The sequence below is a fragment of the Actinomadura sp. NPDC048955 genome (genome assembly GCF_040649435.1).
Taxonomy (GTDB): domain Bacteria; phylum Actinomycetota; class Actinomycetes; order Streptosporangiales; family Streptosporangiaceae; genus Spirillospora; species Spirillospora luteofluorescens.
Genome location: NZ_JBEZJI010000022.1, coordinates 43,896 through 62,284, shown reverse-complemented (window position 1 = coordinate 62,284; position 18,389 = coordinate 43,896). Strand labels below are relative to the sequence as shown.

At 68.0% G+C, this 18,389-nt stretch carries 11 protein-coding genes and 1 CRISPR repeat array; of the genes, 7 read left to right on the top strand and 4 right to left on the bottom strand.

Annotated features, from left to right (window positions below; translation table 11 throughout):
- Positions 1 to 29: 29 nt before the first annotated feature.
- The 4 genes from cas7i to AB0C84_RS21705 all read right to left on the bottom strand — a co-directional run bounded on the left by cas7i (position 30) and on the right by AB0C84_RS21705 (position 6,111).
- A complete protein-coding gene (gene cas7i, locus AB0C84_RS21720; RefSeq protein WP_361069071.1) occupies positions 30 to 1,085 on the bottom strand; it encodes a type I-B CRISPR-associated protein Cas7/Cst2/DevR in 1,056 nt (351 codons plus the stop codon).
- Positions 1,082 to 2,509 carry a hypothetical protein gene (locus AB0C84_RS21715; protein ID WP_361069068.1) on the bottom strand — a complete coding sequence of 476 codons (1,428 nt, stop codon included), beginning with the start codon at positions 2,507 to 2,509 and terminating at the stop codon, positions 1,082 to 1,084. The genes cas7i and AB0C84_RS21715 overlap by 4 nt, the downstream gene beginning before the upstream one ends.
- 34 nt (positions 2,510 to 2,543) lie before the next feature.
- A complete protein-coding gene (locus tag AB0C84_RS21710; RefSeq protein ID WP_329088242.1) occupies positions 2,544 to 3,281 on the bottom strand; it encodes a CRISPR-associated endoribonuclease Cas6 in 738 nt (245 codons plus the stop codon).
- A gap of 789 nt (positions 3,282 to 4,070) precedes the next feature.
- Positions 4,071 to 4,959: direct repeats of the CRISPR family, unit length 30 nt; unit sequence GTCCTCATCGCCCCTACGAGGGTTCGCAAC.
- Between the two features lie 81 nt (positions 4,960 to 5,040).
- Entirely contained in the window at positions 5,041 to 6,111 is a 1,071-nt protein-coding gene (locus AB0C84_RS21705; RefSeq protein ID WP_361069063.1) for an SAVED domain-containing protein, read from the bottom strand.
- 233 nt (positions 6,112 to 6,344) lie between these two features.
- Here AB0C84_RS21705 and AB0C84_RS21700 point away from each other — a divergent pair, with 233 nt between their 5' ends.
- The 7 genes from AB0C84_RS21700 (at position 6,345) to AB0C84_RS21670 (ending at position 18,383) form a co-directional block, all read left to right on the top strand.
- Positions 6,345 to 7,988: a hypothetical protein gene (locus AB0C84_RS21700; RefSeq protein ID WP_361069060.1), complete on the top strand. Its 1,644-nt coding sequence runs from the start codon at positions 6,345 to 6,347 to the stop codon at positions 7,986 to 7,988.
- The gene (locus tag AB0C84_RS21695) at positions 7,985 to 10,321 is read left to right on the top strand and encodes an RAMP superfamily CRISPR-associated protein (protein ID WP_361069057.1); all 2,337 of its coding nucleotides are present in this window, start codon (positions 7,985 to 7,987) and stop codon (positions 10,319 to 10,321) included. The genes AB0C84_RS21700 and AB0C84_RS21695 overlap by 4 nt, the downstream gene beginning before the upstream one ends.
- 20 nt (positions 10,322 to 10,341) lie before the next feature.
- Entirely contained in the window at positions 10,342 to 11,937 is a 1,596-nt protein-coding gene (locus AB0C84_RS21690) for an RAMP superfamily CRISPR-associated protein (protein ID WP_361069054.1), read from the top strand.
- Positions 11,934 to 12,473 carry a CRISPR-associated protein Csx19 gene (gene csx19 / locus AB0C84_RS21685; RefSeq protein ID WP_361069050.1) on the top strand — a complete coding sequence of 180 codons (540 nt, stop codon included), beginning with the start codon at positions 11,934 to 11,936 and terminating at the stop codon, positions 12,471 to 12,473. The genes AB0C84_RS21690 and csx19 overlap by 4 nt, the downstream gene beginning before the upstream one ends.
- Complete coding sequence (locus AB0C84_RS21680; RefSeq protein WP_361069047.1) at positions 12,470 to 14,680, top strand: TIGR03986 family CRISPR-associated RAMP protein; 2,211 nt, start codon at positions 12,470 to 12,472, stop codon at positions 14,678 to 14,680. The genes csx19 and AB0C84_RS21680 overlap by 4 nt, the downstream gene beginning before the upstream one ends.
- 10 nt (positions 14,681 to 14,690) lie before the next feature.
- Positions 14,691 to 16,982, top strand: a complete 2,292-nt coding sequence (locus AB0C84_RS21675) for a hypothetical protein (protein ID WP_361069044.1) — start codon at positions 14,691 to 14,693, stop codon at positions 16,980 to 16,982.
- A 348-nt stretch (positions 16,983 to 17,330) separates the two neighbouring features.
- A complete protein-coding gene (locus tag AB0C84_RS21670) occupies positions 17,331 to 18,383 on the top strand; it encodes a hypothetical protein (RefSeq protein ID WP_361069041.1) in 1,053 nt (350 codons plus the stop codon).
- Positions 18,384 to 18,389 lie beyond the last annotated feature (6 nt).

Below are 18,389 nucleotides of genomic sequence, written 5' to 3'. Positions count from 1 at the left end.
CTCAAAGGGGCGATGAGCGACGAGGTGCGCTACTGCGGGTCGTCGAACCAGGAGTCGTGGTCGCCGGAGTCGATCTCGGCGGCCAGGGTGTTCAGCACGGTCCGGGGATGTCCGAGTACGAGCCTCTCCTCCTTGATCAGGTCGGCGAGGTCGCTGCCGGCCCGGTCGCGCTGGCTGCCGAGGAACCCGGGCGCCCATCCGATCCGGACCGGCCCGTCCAACTCGTCGGCCCACGCCTCGATCTCCTCGCGGAGGACGTCAACGTCGAAGTACGTCGCCTTCTCGCGCTCCCGGACGACCCTGGTGAACGGGTTCGTCCCGCCCTTGATCGGCGCGAGGATGACGAGGCCGGGCGTGCGGTCACCGTAGTGGGCCGACTGCTTGGCACCGCCCTTGACCATCGCCATCGTCCGCAGCAGGACCGCGACCCGGCGGCGCCGCTCCTCGATCGGCAGTCGCACGCATTGCACGTCGCGCAGGACGAACTCGGTGCCACCCTTCTCAACCACCTCTTCGGCCAGGCTGCCGGGGAGCGCGGCCTTGGTGGTCCTGCCTCCGGTCTCGAAGGTTCCGACGCGCGGCAGGTCGAGCAGCAGGTCACCGGCCAGGTCCGCGGTGTACATCTCGTGCTCGTGGATGACCGGGTGAGTCCCCGGCTCGAAGTCGCGGCTCATCGTGCCGAAGTCCATGACGGGTTTGCTGGGCACGACCGAGACCAGGGTGCCGGTCGCCAGCACCGTGTCGCGCATGAACGTCTTCGACTCGCCCTTCTTCGCTCCCGTCTCGTCCGCCTTGACCGCGATCATGTAGCCGAACAGGTCGTCGTCCAGGTACAGGTCGGGGCGGCCCCGGGTGTAGGCCTGCTGCTTCTTGCCCTCCCCGCTTCGGATCACCGGCGAGGTCGGCTCGCCGGCCGGCAGACTGTCACGCAGCCAACGGCGGCCCGCCTGCGCGGACACGTACGGGTACTTGTCCCCCCGGCCCACCGTGAACTGCTTGACCATGCCGCGGTTGTCCTCGCCCCGCCCGTTGTTGGGGGCCCCTGCCTTGATCTGCAGGATCTGCTGTCCCACCAGGAACGTCACTGTTCCGTCCCTTCCTCTTGGTCGCCGCCGGCGGCGTCGGCCAGGTCCTTGATCTCTTGGAGTTCCTCCTGCGAGCCCTTCGGCTCCCAACCCGCCTCGGCCAGTGCCTCCAGGACGGCGAAGACCAGCAGCCGCCGCCACGACCAGGACCGCTCGTCCTCGAACAGCAGCCGGTACTCCTGCACCGGCAGAAGCACCGGCGAGGTGTCCTTGGGGCGCGGGAACAGCAGCCAGTCCACGCCCTTGGAGCGGAACCAGCCGTAGAGGTTTCCTCCCTTGCTGTTGGCGCGGATGAAGTCGCGGAACGGTCCGGGACGGCTGTCCTGCCCCAGCAGCGCGGCCAGCCGCCGCGCCAGTTCCTTGATCCGTTCGACGTCCTTGTCGTCCATGGTCAGCACCTCACGGCAGTAGGAGTACAAGAGCGGGGCCAGCACCGTAGTTTCGGCGGGGATGGGCACGGCCGCGGAGATCTGGCTCAGGACATGGCCGACTGCGAAGTCCAGGACCTGCGACGGTCGGGTGAACGCCCGCTTGGCCAAGAACGCCTCTCCCGGAACCTTCTTGGTCCCTTGAGTCGCGACCAGCGCCGGATATCCGGCGCGGCGTTTGGTGTCCTTGTTGGTCGTCCGGATCCATTCAGCGAGGGGCTGGCTCAGCTCCTGCGCGGCGAACAGTTGCTCCTTGTTGGAGTTGGACAGCACGATCAACTCCACACCGGAGGTGATCCGCCGGCTGTAGGCGCGCACCGCACGCAGGACCCACAGCTCCCGCGCGTATGGGCCGGGCTTGGCCCCCTTCGACGCCCCGGCGGAGGCTTGCCGCAGAGTCTGATCCACCGTCGCTGCGGTCATCTTCGCCAGGAAGTCGTCGTCCCAGGAATGCATCAGCGCGGCCCTGCCGCCCGACAGTGACGCCCCGTATGGAAAAGCCCAGAGGCTGGCGACGCAGGGGTAGCACAGTGGCGTTCCCTCATGGCCCGGCGCGGTGGTGTTGCGGTGCGCGACGCTCGCGCCCAGCGGGATGTCGACCTTGCCATACCAGCCGCAGGCCGCACGTCCGCAGTACGCACACGGCGCCGCCGGCCAATCCGCCAGCTCCGGCCGCGCACGCCACTCACGGATCAGCGCTTCCCGTTGAGCAGGGGATTGCTTGCCGCGTGCGGTGGGGTTGATCTTCGAGTTCGGCCAGAGCAAGTAGCTGGCCCCGAGCCAGAACCCGCCGGGATCCGCGGCTTTCGCCGTATCGACCGTCTTCACGAGGTGGCTCGTCATCTGGTCGACGACCATGGCCAGGGCCTCGTCCGACACGTCGCAGGGGTGATCGACCTTAGCCAGGGCGGCCAGGACAAACGCCCCCGCCCGCTGCAACGGACTCGCGGTCAGCACCAGGGATTGCGGATGAGCCGAGCCTCCAGTCGGATCCATCCGGCTCCCGGATGGTGAGAGGCCCGCTACGGGGTCAGGCACTGATCCAGCCCATCCCCGTGCTGTTGGCCTGGCCCAGCCCCCAGGAGTGCAGCGCCGAGAGCGTCTCGGGCGCACCAGACACCATGACTTCGACGCAGGCCCCAGGCTTCTTCCCGCCCCCGCCGCTCCCGACCGCGAACGAGCGCTTGCGGCCGATCCACCCGACGTGCTCCAAGGTGACCTCCGGGTCCAATCCCAGGGTCTCCGCCTTGCGCCGCAGGTTGTTCTGCACGTAGACGTCCCACTCGGGCTCACCTGGGAGACACCACGCCTGGCGACGCACACGCGCGCCGGACTCATCACGCCCCGAGCTCTTCATCACCACCGGTGTCTCCGTCCGGAAGACGGCCTTGCCGGTCTCGAACCTCGGGGCCTCCACCGGCTCGACCTGGTCGACGATGAAGGCAGTCGCCCCCCACGCCAGCACAGGGATGGACTTCAGCGCAGCCGCCCACCCCTCGACCACCGCGATCAGCGGACTCCCGAACTCCACAACACCGGGACCGTCGGTGGCGTAGACGCCCTTGCGCCGACGCGCCGCCGGAAAGACCGGCGCGCCATAACCGAACGGAACCAAGCCGTGAGGCCCCCAGCCGTCCTTGTGAATCGCCTGTCCCAGCTCGGGCGCCCCCCGCTCCAGCAGCGCGTACAGCAGGGCCCGCCCGGGAGCCACGACGTCGTCCCAGGCCAACTCGCGAGCCCCCGTGTGGAAGGTCAATCGCAAACGCATGATCCCCGTCCTCCCTCGTCCAGCGGTGCCGGACAACGCCATAGGCCATCGGCAAGTACAGATGGACGGCTCCTGTCAGACCCGCCTGAGAGCGTGAGCCCACTCGGCTCCTCGCCCGTGTCCGGGGACATTACGCACACCGCGCTCCGCGAGGAGAGCTTTCAATAAACTCGATCACGACATCGCCTGTCCGAATGTGGCCTTGAGCGTCGGCGCGGCTATCCTGGTCTGAGAGATCGCCCCTTTCAGTCAAAGCCCCCGGGGTCGCAACTGATCGAGTTTGTTGCTGGAAACGTCCACAGACTCGCCCTCATCGCCCCTACGAGGGGTCGCGTCGAGATGATCAACGCTCCGGCGTCAGCAGCCTTCTTCAGAAGCGCTTCACCAAGTGGAGGGGCGCATGCGGTGTCTGAGTAGCGCGTCACGTCGGGAGCCCTCCGGTGTCGTTGCCGGCCCAGTAGAGCTTGAGGTGCGGTGGGCCTGAACCTCGCCGCGGCAGCGAGCAGTTCCGGAGGAAGAACCGCCGTGGCGTGGCCCAGATGAGTCCGCCGCCACGGCAGGATCAGCGAGAGCCCTGCAAGAACGGCGAAGGAGCGCTAAGCATTGCGGGACTGTGGACGGGTCCTACCCGCGGTCTTATAACGTCTTCAACCATCAGGGCCCATGAGCGAAGTTGATCAAGTTGGTTTCAGCGACACGCCGGGGTTGACAGCACGACCGGAGGATCGCTGCAGAATCCGCCCCCGCCGGACCGTTCTTCCCTCTGCCCACCTGGCGCTTTACCCTGGGGTCCTCATCGCCCCTACGAGGGTTCGCAACATCTTCGCGGCGTTCTGGACCAGGCGGCCGTCGGTCCTCATCGCCCCTACGAGGGTTCGCAACTCCGATGACCAGCGCGGACGCGCCACCGAGCAGAGGTCCTCATCGCCCCTACGAGGGTTCGCAACATGGCGATCGGGGCGGGGGCCGGGGGGCGGGTCTCGCGTCCTCATCGCCCCTACGAGGGTTCGCAACAAGGCGTCTCGCAGGGTATTTGACCTGCGGAAACAAGTCCTCATCGCCCCTACGAGGGTTCGCAACAGGTCGATGCGGATCTGGGGCTCGCCCTCGATCCGGCGTCCTCATCGCCCCTACGAGGGTTCGCAACCGATCAGGGCGCCGGCGATCGTCCCGAGGTACACCGCCGGTCCTCATCGCCCCTACGAGGGTTCGCAACACGACAGGCAGCACGCCATCCCGGTAGGCGGACAGGTCCTCATCGCCCCCTACGAGGGTTCGCAACAGGGCGGAGCCTCCGGGCGTCTGGCCCGGGTAGATGTCCTCATCGCCCCTACGAGGGTTCGCAACTCGGCGTACATCTCCCGATACCGGACCAGGACCTCGTCCTGGTCGCCCCTACGAGGGTTCGCAACGCGTAGTAGACCTCGATCTCTCGATGAGGCTCGTAGGTCCTCATCGCCCCTACGAGGGTTCGCAACCTGGTGTAGCGCGCGCTGCATTCGTGGAGGAGTCGACCCGTCCTCATCGCCCCTATGAGGGTTCGCAACCCGACGCCCTTGGTCATGACCATGCCCGGCCAGATCGTCCTCATCGCCCCTGCGAGGGTTCGCAACGTCAGGACCTGGCCGAAGGTGCGCCGGGCGATGGGCATTCCCATAGCCCTACAGGGGTTCGCAAGGAGCAGCGTTCGGACGACCGAAACCCGGCACGCCGTCTTCATCGCCGAAGAGCCGTTCTTGGTCCCGCCAGGAGAGGGGCCTCAGGGGGGCTCGGCGGGGAAAGGCTCGTACGTACTGGAGGCGTTGTCGTAGGTGAAGGCTGTCCAGCGGTCGGGCTGGATGTGGGCCAGGCGGGCGCCAAGGGCAATGGAGATGGCGACCGGGCCGGTGAGAAAGGCCGCATGGCGTCCGGTGCGGGCATTGGCGGGGAAGGGCGCGTCGCGCCAGGCGCGGCAGATCTGCTCCACGATCGCGGTGTAGGTCCCCGCGTCCTCATCCAGCGGGCCAGCGGTCTTCCGGCTGAGGATGAGGAGGTTGCCGATTCCGTGCGCGCGGCAGGCGGCGCGGACGGGTTGGACGAAGTCGGCGCGAAGGTTCTGCAGATCGATGGCGAGCGCCGCTCGTGTCGGGTCTCCGCCTTCGATGGGCTCGACCTGTTCCACGGTGAGGAGTGCGGCGGTGAGCGGGCTTTCTCGGAGGCTCGTGGCCGGGAAGTGGGACGGACTGCCGTCGCGCTGGCGGACCGCGTGAACGGTGATCTCGCGGGGGTGGGAGTGCCCGATCCTGGCGCCGAACCGGAAGCCGACCGGCAGAGGCATGGTCGGGATCACGTTGATGCGGGCGGCATCGCTGACCAGACGTTCCGCGATTCCGGCAGCTGCGATGGTCTCGTCCGCGAGGGCGTCGATGCTCTCCTTCGGCCACGGATGGGTGTCGGGGAGCGTGAGGTGGGTCTGCACCGTGACCGCGCAGGTCTTCTGGCTGTACTCGACTGCCTTGGATTCCAGCAGTTCAGCTCGTGAGGCACCGCGTCCGCTGTCGGACGCGGTGACGACTAGCCCGATCCGGGTCTTGACCGAGGCGCGGACGCGCAGCACGGCGCCGCCCCCCATGAGGCCGAGTCCGACGAGACAGCCGAGGACGAACCACCAGCGTCCGGCCGGAGAGTGCGTCATCACCGATTTCACTGCTTCGATTCCGAACCCGCCCGCGACAACGCCGCCGATCCCGCTCCAGGCCGCACCGTCGGTGATCACGCGCCGGGCCTTCGATGGGGTCGCGGACGGGCCGCCGATGACCGTCATCGTTGGCGCGTTCGGGGTCTCGGTCATCTCGGGCCTCGCTTCGTCGTCGTGGGCAGAACGTACTGATGGACGCTGCCTGCCGCCAGGCGGTTTGTGGTCAGACGTCGCCTTTATGCGAGGGGCGTTGAGGCCGGGATGGCAGGGCCGGAGTCGGTCACCGGGTTATGCGGCGTTTGGTCGGGGTGCGACCGGTCCGCGCCCCTAGCATGCCGCTCTGGGCGGCTGCGGGGGTTCGTCCATCAGTACCTCGCGGCGGCGCTGTGAGCGAGGAGGGGGCCGGGGTGAAGGTGCATGCGGTCGTGCTGAGCACGGCAGGCAACCAGAACTACATTTTCGGATCGAACAAGCGGCGGGAGAACGTCGGCGCATCGCATCTGATCACCCGTGTCGAGGGCGAATGGCTCGACAGGGCTTTGGCGGAGGCGGGAGCGGCCGGCGGGGACGGCCGCCGGCTGCGCGTCGAACCGGACGGCCTCGAGGTGGTGACCGCGAACGCGGGCGGTGTGACGCTGCTCGTCAGCGACCCGAAGGTGGGCAAGCAGATCGTCGGGAGCATCACCGAGGCCGCCTTGCGCGAGGCGCCCGGTTTGGACGTGTGCGGCGCGGTCGGCGATGCCATCGAGTGGGGGAACGCAAAGGAAGTCGCCGATGGCATCGCGAATGCCCGAGAGCTCCTCGCGGTCGCGCGGGCCAAGAGGCGCGGGCCGAGGTTGCGGTTCCCAGGGGTGCCGATCGCGGCGCGCTGCGGCTCCAGTGGCCTACCGGCTCATCGTGTCGTTGCGCTCCAAGAGGGGCGGTTGCCCGAGGCTCGTTCGGCACCCAGTCTGGCGAAGTTGAACGCCTTCGATGCGGCCTTGCTGCAACTGGCCGTCCAGATGGGGCTCTGCCCCGGGGACGACGAGAACCAGAAGGCGGTGTCCCGCGCCGCGCTCGCCCAGATCGTCGACCATCTGAACCACAAGGCGGAGTGGGTCGCGGTCGTCCACGCCGACGGCAACGGCTTGGGGAAGGTGTTTCAGCATTTCGCGTCCATCATGGGCGGCGACAGCAGGCCCGCAGACGGGTACACCGAGGGGCTACGCGGACTGTCCGAAGGGGTGGACCAGTGCGCTCGGGAGGCCTTCCAGTCGGTGTTCGCGAAGTTGCGCGGCAGCGGGTGGACCGCGGGCACGGACGAGCCGCCGGTTCTCCCGCTCATCCTTGGGGGCGACGACCTGACCGTGGTCTGTGACGGTGAACTGGCTCTGCCGTTCGCACGCGGATATCTGGAGGAGTTCACCCGGCGGGCCAACGAGCATCCCGCGGTCGGGGGCGTGCTCAAGAAGGTGGAGGACCTGCGCGGGCTGGGGGCTTGTGCGGGTGTCGCCATCGTCAAGCGCCAATATCCGTTCCACAGCGCCGTCCACCTGGCCGAAGAGTTGACCGGCGAGGCCAAGGTGGTGAAGGAGGAGCTCGGTCAGGACAAGAGTGCTCTGTCATTCCATGTTCTCTACGAGAGCGCGTTCGCCGATCTGCAACGTCTGCGCAAGCAGCAGACTCTCGCCGATGAGGACACGTGCTTGACCGGGCAGCCCTACGTTGTCGGCACCTCGGGCGACGCGGAGTGGGCGCGGCATCGACACTGGTCCGACCTGGAGAGGCAAGTCGCTGCTCTAACCGCCCGAGACGATGGGTCTCCCGTCATCTCGGGAGGCCAGGCGCACGAGCTCCGGTCCGCCCTGTTCCGCGGTCGTGAGGCTGCGGAATCCCGGTTCAAGATGGTCTCTACCTGGCTGGGCGAGGACGCGGTTCAAGGGCTCGCCTCGGACGACTCGCTTTTCTGGCACGACGGACACGTCCACCGCACCGGCCTTCTGGATGCGTTGAACGCCGCTCCCTTCCTTTCCTTGAAGGGCAGGTCATGAGCCACACCATTTCGCTGACCTTGCGCATGCTGAGTGATTGGCACATCGGCGCGGGTACCGGGCAGCACGGCCGCATCAACCGACAGGTGCTGCGGGACGAGGAACACCAGCTCCCCTACGTGTCGGCGAAGTCCCTCAACGGCGTTTGGCGGGACGGCTGCGAGATCGCCGCACGTGCCCTCGACGCCGACGCCGATCCCGGCGGCTCCCAGATCTGGCATGCCTGGGTTGAATACCTGTTCGGCTATCAACCGACGTCCCCGAGCGCCGAGCCGCGCGAGACACCGGCGGCGCCGGCGCGGCATCCGCGTCCGGCCGCCCTGTGCTACCTCGGCCCGCTTCGCTTTCCCGGTGATCTCGGCCAGGCCATCGCAGGGAACCCGCGGCTCCGCGATGCGGTGACGTTCGTGAAACCGGGTGTCGCGCACGATCCGGTGACCGGCGCGGCCAGGGAGGACATGCTGCGCTTCGACGAGATGGCTCGCGGTGGCATGACGTTGGAAGGCACAGCGGAGCTCCCCGACGAGCTGTCGGAGGAACAGCTCGGTTGTGCTCGTGCGCTGCTGTGGGCGGGCGCGCGGTTGGTGGAGGGCATCGGTGGGAAGCGGCGCCGGGGGTCGGGGCGATGCCGGCTCGATCTCGGCGGTTCAGGGCTGCCTCCGAGCGGTGACGACTTGGCGCGTTGGACGGCGAGCCCGGTTCCACCGCCGATCCCAGAGCAGCCTCCTGCACCCGATTCCGCCGAGAGGCGGGCTGCGGGCGACGGCTGGGAGCGCGTCCTCCTGCGGATGACGCTCGAAACGCCGTTGCTCGCCTTTGAACGCACCGTCGGGAATCTCGTTCAAGGCCGTGACCACACGCCAGGCTGGATGCTTCTGGGGCCGGTGCTGCGGCGCCTGGACTCGTCGGCCGCCGCTGCGGCTGCACGCTGCGGGGACTTGGTGGTGACGCCCGCGACCCCGCAGGTGGACGGGGCACAGGGGCGTCCGATCCCACGCGCCTTCGAACGAGAAAAGGACGGCAAGAACGTCTACCTCAATCGCATGGTGGAGGGGACTCCGAACGGCAAGGCGTTCAAGCGGGTCCGGAAGGGATACGTCTCCGGCTCGGCGAACGTGACGGTCGAGACGCCCGGCTTCGTGCTGAGAATGCACAACACCATCGAGGACGAGCTCCAGCGTCCGACCGAGGCACTTGGCGGCGTCTACGTGTACCAGGCGCTCGCGCCCGGAACCGTGCTCGTGGCCGAGGTCAGGGTCCGGCGCGGCATCCTCGACCCCGGCTGGTGGAAGAGCCTGGACGGCCGGTGGCGGTTGGGACGGTCCCGCAAAGACGACTACGGCCTGGTGTCCGTCACTGCTGAGCCAATTGACTCCGCGCCCGAGCCGGCACCGGTTATGAGCGGCGACCGGCTGCGCGTCTGGCTGCTGTCAGACGTCCTTGTTCGGGATGACCGGCTCGCCCCGAGTGACGACCCAGCCGACTTCGCCCGTCTCCTGCAGAGGGCGTTCGCCAGTGCGGGAGCGGAGGGTGTGGAACTCGCCCCGGTCCTGCAGGAGCGTGACCGGAGGCCGACTAGCTATGAGATCGCCCGAACTGATTCATGGCACCGGGGATGGCGGCTGCCGCGTCCCGTCCTTCTCGGATTCGCGGCCGGCGGCTGCCTGACCTTCGAGGTGAAGGCGGGCCACGTCGGCGCAGACGTGCTGGCGGAGGTCGAGCGATCGGGCATCGGGGAACGGCGCGGCGAGGGCTTCGGCCAGATCCGCATCAACGACCCAGTCCTCATGAACAAGGTGCCTACCGGCACCAGCGAGCGGAGGGACGAGCCGGCGGATACGCCGTCACGTCCGACCGTGCATCGGCTGTCCGCGGTCGACCCCGGCTACGCCGGTGCACGTCTGATCGAGACGGCAGCATGGCGTGCGGAGATCTGGCGGCTCGCCGAGGAGCGAGCGGCTCAGCCGGACGAGGTACTCGGCCCGCTCATCGAACTCTCGGCGACCCGGTTGAACGCGCTACGCCGCCTGTTCGGACACCTCGATGAGGAGAGCGAGCAGCTCAAGGCGCGCATCACCAGACTCACGAAGCGCTGGAAGGCGCCGAAGACCACTGCTTCGATCTGCACCCTGCTGGCGGAGAACGACGTGTGGGAAACGCTCAAGTTCAACGATCGGGACGGGCTGTGCCTGACCATCGACGGGCCGGACGTCCTCCCCGGCGAGTTGCGGGCAGAGGCGTTGCGGTCGCTACTCACCGCATGCCTGGCCGCCCACACCCGCACCCGCACCCGCACCCGCAACGAAGCCCATTCTGAGGAGGCGCGCGGATGACTCGCAGAAGGGGACGGCCGATGGACAGGCGACTCCGAGTGCGCGGTTGGCTGCGTACCCAGACGCCGCTGCACGTGGGTGGTGTCGCACTGGATCCGGCCGAGGCACTGCCGGTCGCGGTGGACGGGCAGGACCGCGTCTACGTACCGGGGACAAGCCTCGCCGGGGTGCTGCGCACCTGGATGCGCGGCGCCGACCCCGACATCGGCCAGTTGAACGACATGTGGGGGTTCGAGGACGGGAACTCAGAATCCGGCCAGGCCAGCCGGATCGTGGTTCGGGATGCTGTCGTCACCACCACGACCGGAACCGACAGCGACGGAATCCCGAACGAGCCGCTCAGATCGCGAGCCCTGCCGGTCCTCCACGGCGTTGGCATCGACCGTGCCACCGGCACCGCCGCATCAGCCTTCCTGTACGCCCGCACCATCGTCCCCCCAGGCCACTACCTGTCGTTCGAGATCGACGTCGAGACGACCAGCGCCCGCCTTGACCGTGACCGCGCGCGCCTGCACGCACTACTGACCGCCCTGAGGTCGGAAGAGATCACGGTGGGCGCCGCCAACGGCAAGGGCCTTGGTGTCGTGACGCTGATGCCGTCGCCGCTCGACGTCCACGAACACGACTTCACCAGCCGCGAGGGGCTGCTCGCCTTCCTCAGCGGCGAGCCCGAGCACTTCGACGAGGCGGGGGTGGACGCCAGCGCGGCTGACCTTCCCGCCCGCCGTGAGCGGCTTACCGTCCACCTGCGTTGGAAGCCCGACGCCCCCGTCATGGTCCGCGCCGCGGGTGAGGGGGCGGCGATCAAGACGCTGCCGCTCACCACAGAGATCGGGCCCGACACGCTAAGACTCACGCTGAGCGGCAGCTCCCTCAAGGGAGCCCTCCGCAGCCATGCCGAACTCATCGAACGCACCGCCCGCGGCCTGGATGCCCCAGTGCCTCCGATGCAGGACACGGAGGACGACACCGAAGACCGCGCGACCGCACGCCGGCATGCCGAAGCTTTCCTCAAGCAGCTCGATGGCCTGGAGGCCGTGCGCATGCTCTTTGGCGCCGCCCGCCGCAAACCCGACGACGCCTCGTCCGCCTATGCGTGGGGCGCGGGCGCGCTGACCGTCCACGAATGCGTGAGCGAGACAGCCATCCCTACGGACGTGTGGGACATCGTGGTGAACGGCGTGCCGGACAACGGCGACGGCAAGGACCGTCCGGGGCTGCCGGCGTCGGTACGCGACGCGCTGGCCAGCCGCGGACTCGACCAGGCCGACCACGTCGCAATCGACCGGTGGACGGGAGGTGTCGCCGACCAACTGCTGTTCAGCGTGCTCGAACCGCACGGCGTCGACTGGGAACCGATCCGGCTGACCGTTGACCTGACCCGGCTCGGCGACCATCGGGACGTGGCGCTCGCGCTGCTCCTGCTCGTCCTGCGCGATCTGGAGCAGCGCCGACTCCCGCTCGGCGGCATGGTCAACCGGGGATTCGGCGACGTCACGATCGAGGCGATCGAGTTCTCCGGCAACGGCTGGACGGCGGAGACGACGCTCGCGGACGCCCTCCGGCACGGGGATCTAGCGAAAGCGTGGCGCGAATACGCAGGGGGAACACGATGACTGGCACGACCTTGCACGTCGCGACCCGCAAGGGCCTCACCTTCGCTGAAGCCATGGAAAGCGCGCCGGACGGCTTCGCGTTGCTCACCACGCCATGGCGCTACGAAATCGTCACCACCGCCGATGCGCGCCGCTCCACACCCGACGGGGTCTTCGAGGCCCGCGTGTTCAACGAGCACACCGAATTGCGCTGGCTCAACGACGCCGACAGCGGACGGACCGTCCTGCTCAGCGAGGACCCGGCGGTTCTACCGGAATCCTTCGCGAAGCCTGAGCCGCTGGAGGCCAGCGCAACGGTGAAGGGCGGCTACCTGCTGTGGGGGAAGGCCGTCCAGGCGTCGGACGGTTGGACGACACTTTCCACCGAGCGCATGGGCAGCCTGCGTATTCCAGGAGAATTCGGCGCCGGCAGCCACGTGGCACTGACGACCTGTGAGTACATCGCGCGCGACACGGAACACGGTAACGCTTACATCGCGGAAGAACGCCTGCTGTCCTTCGAACTCTCCGAACTGCTGCGCAGGGAGAAGGCATGAACGAGAAGAAGCCGAATCCCGGCACGATCAGAGTCCCGAACAAGTTCAAGCCCGCCAAATCCCAGCAGGAGGCGAGGAGGCCCTCCGCTCCGCCCAGCCGAGCCGCCAAGCAGAAACAACCACGAGAGGGGAACGGGCGGAACGCCGGGAACGGACGTAAGGAGCCTTTCCTCAACCCCTACACCTTCGTCCCCGCCTTCCCGCGCGAGGGAATGACGGGTGCGTTCGCCGACGCTGCCCCTCCGGGCGCCGACCGGCTTCACGAGGACAACTGGACGGGCACGATCGCGGTCAGGCTCACGGCCCGGACGCCTCTGCTACTGCTCGACACCGCCCGCGCCTACAACGCACTGGACGCTGAGGAAGGACACCTCACCTACCCGGTACTGCTGCGCGATGGCCGCCCCCATCTGCCGGCGACCGCGCTCAAGGGCATGCTGCGCGCCTCCTATGAGGCGATCACCAACAGCCGGTTCGGGGTGTTCAACGGTCATGACGAGCGGCTCGGCTGGCGCCGCGTCGCCGATGACGCCCGCGACATGAAGCCGGTCCGCGTCGGGAAGGACAGCAAGACGCTGGAGTTCTGGGAGGCCGTCAAGCTCTCCTTGTACCGGGATAAGGCCAGTTCCCGCTACTCGCCGAACCCACGCCCGAAGCACGGCGACCGCGTCTGGGTGAGAACGAAGCGCGGCAAGAACGCCGAGGAGGTCGCCGGCATCAAGCCGTACTCCAAAGGCCGCCCCTCCTCCGACTGGAAGGAGGGATACGTCTTCATCACCGGTCAGAACGTGGAGACCAAGCGCGACGAACGGGTCTTTGTCCAGCAGCGCAGTCCCATGACGGCAAAGCTGACCAGTGATCTACGCGAGCGCTGGGACGCTCTCATGGAGCATCACCGCAAGTACGAGCAGGACATCGAGACCGACGGCGACTACGAGATCAGCCCTCACCGGAACAGCGAAGAGCGGCGCAAGCTCGCACCGGGGACGTTCTGCTGGGCGTACGAGAAGAACGGGCGCATCGAGGCGCTGTATCCGGTCATGATCCCGCGCGAGCTCGCCATCGCGAGCCCGGCCGAGATGGCGCCGCCGAAGGTCGAACCCGCCGCCCGCTACCGCGAACTGTCCCCTGCCGACCGTGTGTTCGGCTGGGTCGCCCAAGACGGGTCCGGCACCCGTCCGGCCGCATACCGGGGGCGTCTCCGCATCAGCGACGTCACCTGCGTTACCCCGACCAGCCAGGCCGTCAAGGAGTTCCCTGACGGCCTGCCGCTGTCAATCCTCGCCCAGCCGAAACCGACCCAGGGCCGGTTCTATCTGTCTGAGAGCGCCGCCGAACCACACCGTCCAATCGCAAACGGCACGTCCAAGAACGACGTGCATCGCAACCCTGACCGGGCTCTGCGGGGCCGCAAGGTCTACTGGCATCACCGGCGAGCGGCCGCGGACGCCTTCTACTGGAAAGTACCGCCGACGTCCGCGGGCGATCCCACGCAGCAGCTCATCGACGGCCTGCTGTACCGGGAGTACCTGCGGCCGAACGCACCCGACGAAAACAACCCGCTCACCCGCGACAAGACGTCGTTCGCGACGACCGGCGAGCCGCAGCGCGACAAGCAGAACCGCTCCGCACTCGGCTGGATCACCAAGGACACCGAGTTCACCTTCACCATCGGTGTCCGCGACGTTCCGGAAGTCGAGCTCGGAGCCCTGCTCTGGCTGCTGACGCTCGATGGCGATCACTACCACCGCCTCGGGCTCGGCAAGCCGCTCGGCTTCGGCAGCGTCCACATCGCGCTGGAACCGGAGCGCACGCGGCTCCACACCGGCGCTCAGTGGTCGGAGTACTACCGCGACCTCACCGGAGAGCTCCCCGACTCGCCCACCGAAACCGTGGTGCGCACCTGCGTTCGAGCCTTCACCACAGCAGCCGAGCAGCAGCCCGGATTCGCAGAGATCAAGCACGCATTCCTTGCGGCGGCCCACGGCAGCGACGACCTCCCCGTCCACTACCCTCGCGCCAGGCCCAAGCAGATGCAGGCGCGGCGGACCCCTCCGAACCCAGCTGGGGAGTCGTTCGCCTGGTTCACCGCCAACGAGAAGATCGAGAAAAGGACCATCGCGCCGGGCCGGGGCCGCTCCCTCCCGTCCGCCGGCGCCTCCCAAGACCAAGACCATGACCTTGACTTCTACGACGAAGAGAACTGAAAAAGCCGACGTGGCGCCGCTGCTGATCCACCCGATCGGTGGCGGCGACCTCGGTTTCCCCCCGATGGCGACCTCCCCGGCGCCGATCGACTTCCACGGCACCCCCGATGACCGCAGACCCCTGCGCAAGATCTTCGACGGCATCGCCGAAACCGGCGCCGACATCAGCGGCCTGCTCATCGTCGCGACGACGAACATCCACGCACCGTCGCAGCAGCCTTTCGTCGAGCACGCGCAGGTGATGAAGGAACTGTTGTGCTCCGCGAAAGGCCTCTGTGGCCGGACGTTCTTGGAGGACCAGGTCCACATCGTCCAGGTCGACGAACCGACGGCCCGCCACAGTCTCAAAGACCTGAAGCCCGTGCTCGCGGCACTCATGCCCGGCGAATGCCTGCTGACGTCCGGGGCGGGCTCCTATGCTCTCGGCGCCGGAGTCGTACTCGCCGGGATCGAGACCGGCGTGCCGATCACCCTGCTTCCGGTCGACGAACCGTCCGCCGCCTACCGCCTGCGCGACTTAATCGATCCGCACGACACGCTCCGCAACTGGCTGCTGCGGCACCGCTTCTGGGACGAACTCGCCGCCGTCGACACGCCGAACGCCGCCCTCTGGCGGCTGCTCGCCGCCCGCCAGCGCGCCGACATCAGCCTCGCCGAGACCACCACCCCCTTCGCCGGGCTCAACCAGGGGAGACTCACCAAGCTCACCGAGCTCTGGCCGACCGTCCAAGCCGCCTTCTACGAGCGCCTCGCGCGGGGCGAGGCCATCGACCACTCGCTACTGCGCGCCTGGTTCACGCAACGGATCAGCAAGCCGTCCAGGAAAGAGGCAGCCACGGTCCCCGTCTCGGCGCAACGAGCACTGGAAGACCTCGCGAGAGATCTCAGCGACCCCGAGAAGCGCGGCGGCGCCGCCCTGATCAAGGAGGCCCGCCGCCGTCTCTGGCCCGTCCCGCAGGCCCGACATGCGGCGCTGGTGGGCGACGCGGAATTCATCGACTTCTTCGAGAGGAGCGCCTCGCACGAGGCGCACCTCGCTCCGCCTGGAGCCCGCCGCCTGCCCGGCTCGCTGCTCGCGAACGCCGACCAGTGGGAGAAGGGCGACCTGGTGCCCAGCCTGGTGGACCAGTGCGGCATGACGGCTTGGCCCGTCCTGGGGACCGGTGACGCCCTTGTCCTTATGTGCGTCGGAATGGTTCCGATGAACGACCCGAACGACAAAGGGGGTCAGGCGGCCGTTCGGCAGGTGATCGACTGGGCGTCCCGGCGCCGCGGCGCCCTTGCCCGTCCCGGCAGGATCAGACTGCGCCTCCTAGCCAGCGACGAGACGATGGAGCGTGCCCGATCCTGGGTCACCCTCGCCCGGTCGACCGCCCCCGCAGGCAGCCTCGACGCTGCCGTCCTCGGTCCTTTCTCCACCGAACCGGGTGACGCTGCCGACATCAACACCGCGCTTCTAGCCGAACTCGCCAAAGCCGAGCCGACCGGCATGTACGGCTCGACCAGCCTCCGCGACGTGGACGAAGTCCTGCTCGTCATCAACTCTGGAAAGCCGGTCACGGTGAACGGCATGGTCGCTGCAGGCGTCCAGTGGTCACTGAATGCCGCCTGCCCTCTGCGCGTCGCCGAACTCGGCCGTGACCGGGCGCTGCGCTCCGTGGTCAACGAGGCCGGTTTGACGCTGTGCCGTCTCGGTCTGGACGCCCGCTTGGCCCGGCTCGCGTCGTCGGCCGTCCGGCGCCTCGACACCCGCACCGCCTGGCAACTGCTCGCCAACGGCTCACCGGCCCTCGCCGACGCCCGCGAGGCCGCCGCCCGCCTTCATCACGACCTATACAGCCATGCGCAACCGACCGCGAGCATGAACGCCCGCTGCGAGGTGGCCTGCCGACGCCTCGAGTTGATCGCGCACGTCTTGGCAGACGAACCATGGCCGGCTTGCTACACAGCCGTTGAGGTGCTCCGCCCTGGCCTCTTCGACTGGGGCATGTGGAAAGCGCTCAGGAAACGTTTCGCGCCGCTCCGAAGACTGAACGCCTACCGCAACGAAACCCCCTATGCCCACCTGCTCGACAGACTCCGCGAAGAGCGAGCCGAGCAGGTGGCCCATATGGGGAAGCGACCACCGTCGAAGAGGCCGCCTACGCGGCAGGTCGTGCTCGGAGAACTGCGCGGCTGCGTCGATGCCTTCCAGCAGCTCCGTCCTGAGCGTGATCGTCAGAGGGAGCCCGATCGGATACTCGTCACCCGCTACAAGCGCCTCTGTGAACAACTCGAAGAGTTGGGAGAGGATGCCCGATGAACAGGCATTCCAGTTCTCGCCCCCGACCGCTGTCGCCGCACTGGATCAGTGCTTGACCAGAGACTGGAGGGCGACCTACCCAAGCCTGTCGCTGAACCTTTCGGGATAAGGCCGCGACACCGATGAGGCCTGATCCGGCGTCGTCGCCCGGACGCCGGGCTGTAATCGGGCAACCGCTTGACGTGAGTTGAGGGGCTCACGATACTGGTGGGCGTTCGACGGCTACGGCCGAAGAGCGTTTGAGGCCTTGCGCCTCCTGAGGAAGACCGCATCCCCGGGTTTCATGCCCGTGGGATGGACGGTCCGTTCGAGTTTGCCTCAGGAGGCTCAGTGCGGCCCATCTCTCATATGGCCGACCGTAACGACGCGATCGCGTACGCGGCGTTCCACACCTTTGTCTCTCCGGCATTGCGCGCCGTCGCGCGCGGGCCGCTGCACCGCGCCAGGCACGCTGGCCGAGCTTGCGGCGCGCCAACCGGCCAGAGGTGGTGCGCCGAGTGCGAGTCGACGGTCGACGATCTTCTCCTGGCAAGCTTCGCCAGGCTGCGATCCGCGTTGAGTGGGGCAATGCCCAAGACCCGGTCAGGGCAGCTCGTCCGCGAGATGGTCGTGGTGTGTGAGCACCTGGTGTCAGCAGATGCACGAGACGAGGACGCCGCGGCCTGGGCGGGGAAACTGGGCCGTGCGGAGAGCGATGCTGAGCCGTGGTTGCGGGCCGCCTGGGCACAGCTCGTCCATTACCCGTTGCTGCATCTGGAGGAGCGGACAAGGCGCGCGGACGCCGTTCGGCGGGGTGCGTCAGCGCGTCCGGACCGAGACCTGCGGCAGGCGGCTTGGGCGGCTCCACTGCGGGACGACCCCGCAGGGCTGGAAATGCTCATTGTGCTGGTGCACCGAATGCGTCGCAGGGTCTCCGATCCGTTTCAGGTTCCGGACGACGTGCGGGAGCGTCACGGTTTGGCGCGTGCGGAGGCGTCCCGGCGGATGGGAACGGCTTTGAAGGCGCTGCGTGCGGCCAATCCCGGCTTCTTCGCCGCCAACATCGGTGAGCCGGTGACCGGCCACGGCGTCGAGCCGCCAGTGGACCCGTACGAGAGCATCGTGATGGCCACCGAACGGGCCCAGGCTCGTGCGGCGTTGTCTCGCCTGCTTATGGTCCGCGCAGATGAGCCCATGCCAGGTACTGCGCGCCGGACATCGTGCCGGGATGTCATCGCCGCCCTTTGCGCGCTCAGTGCCGGCCAGCGCGCGGACCCGGTCGCTGCAGCAGTCCGCACACTTGGCGTCGCTCCGGAGCAAGCTGCTCCGATGGTTCGCCATCTCGCGGTCCAGGTGGCCGCTGCAGGCGTGGATTGGACGGATCAATTGCTGGAGGCGGCGCCTGCGGCGGGCACTCGATGAGCTGCT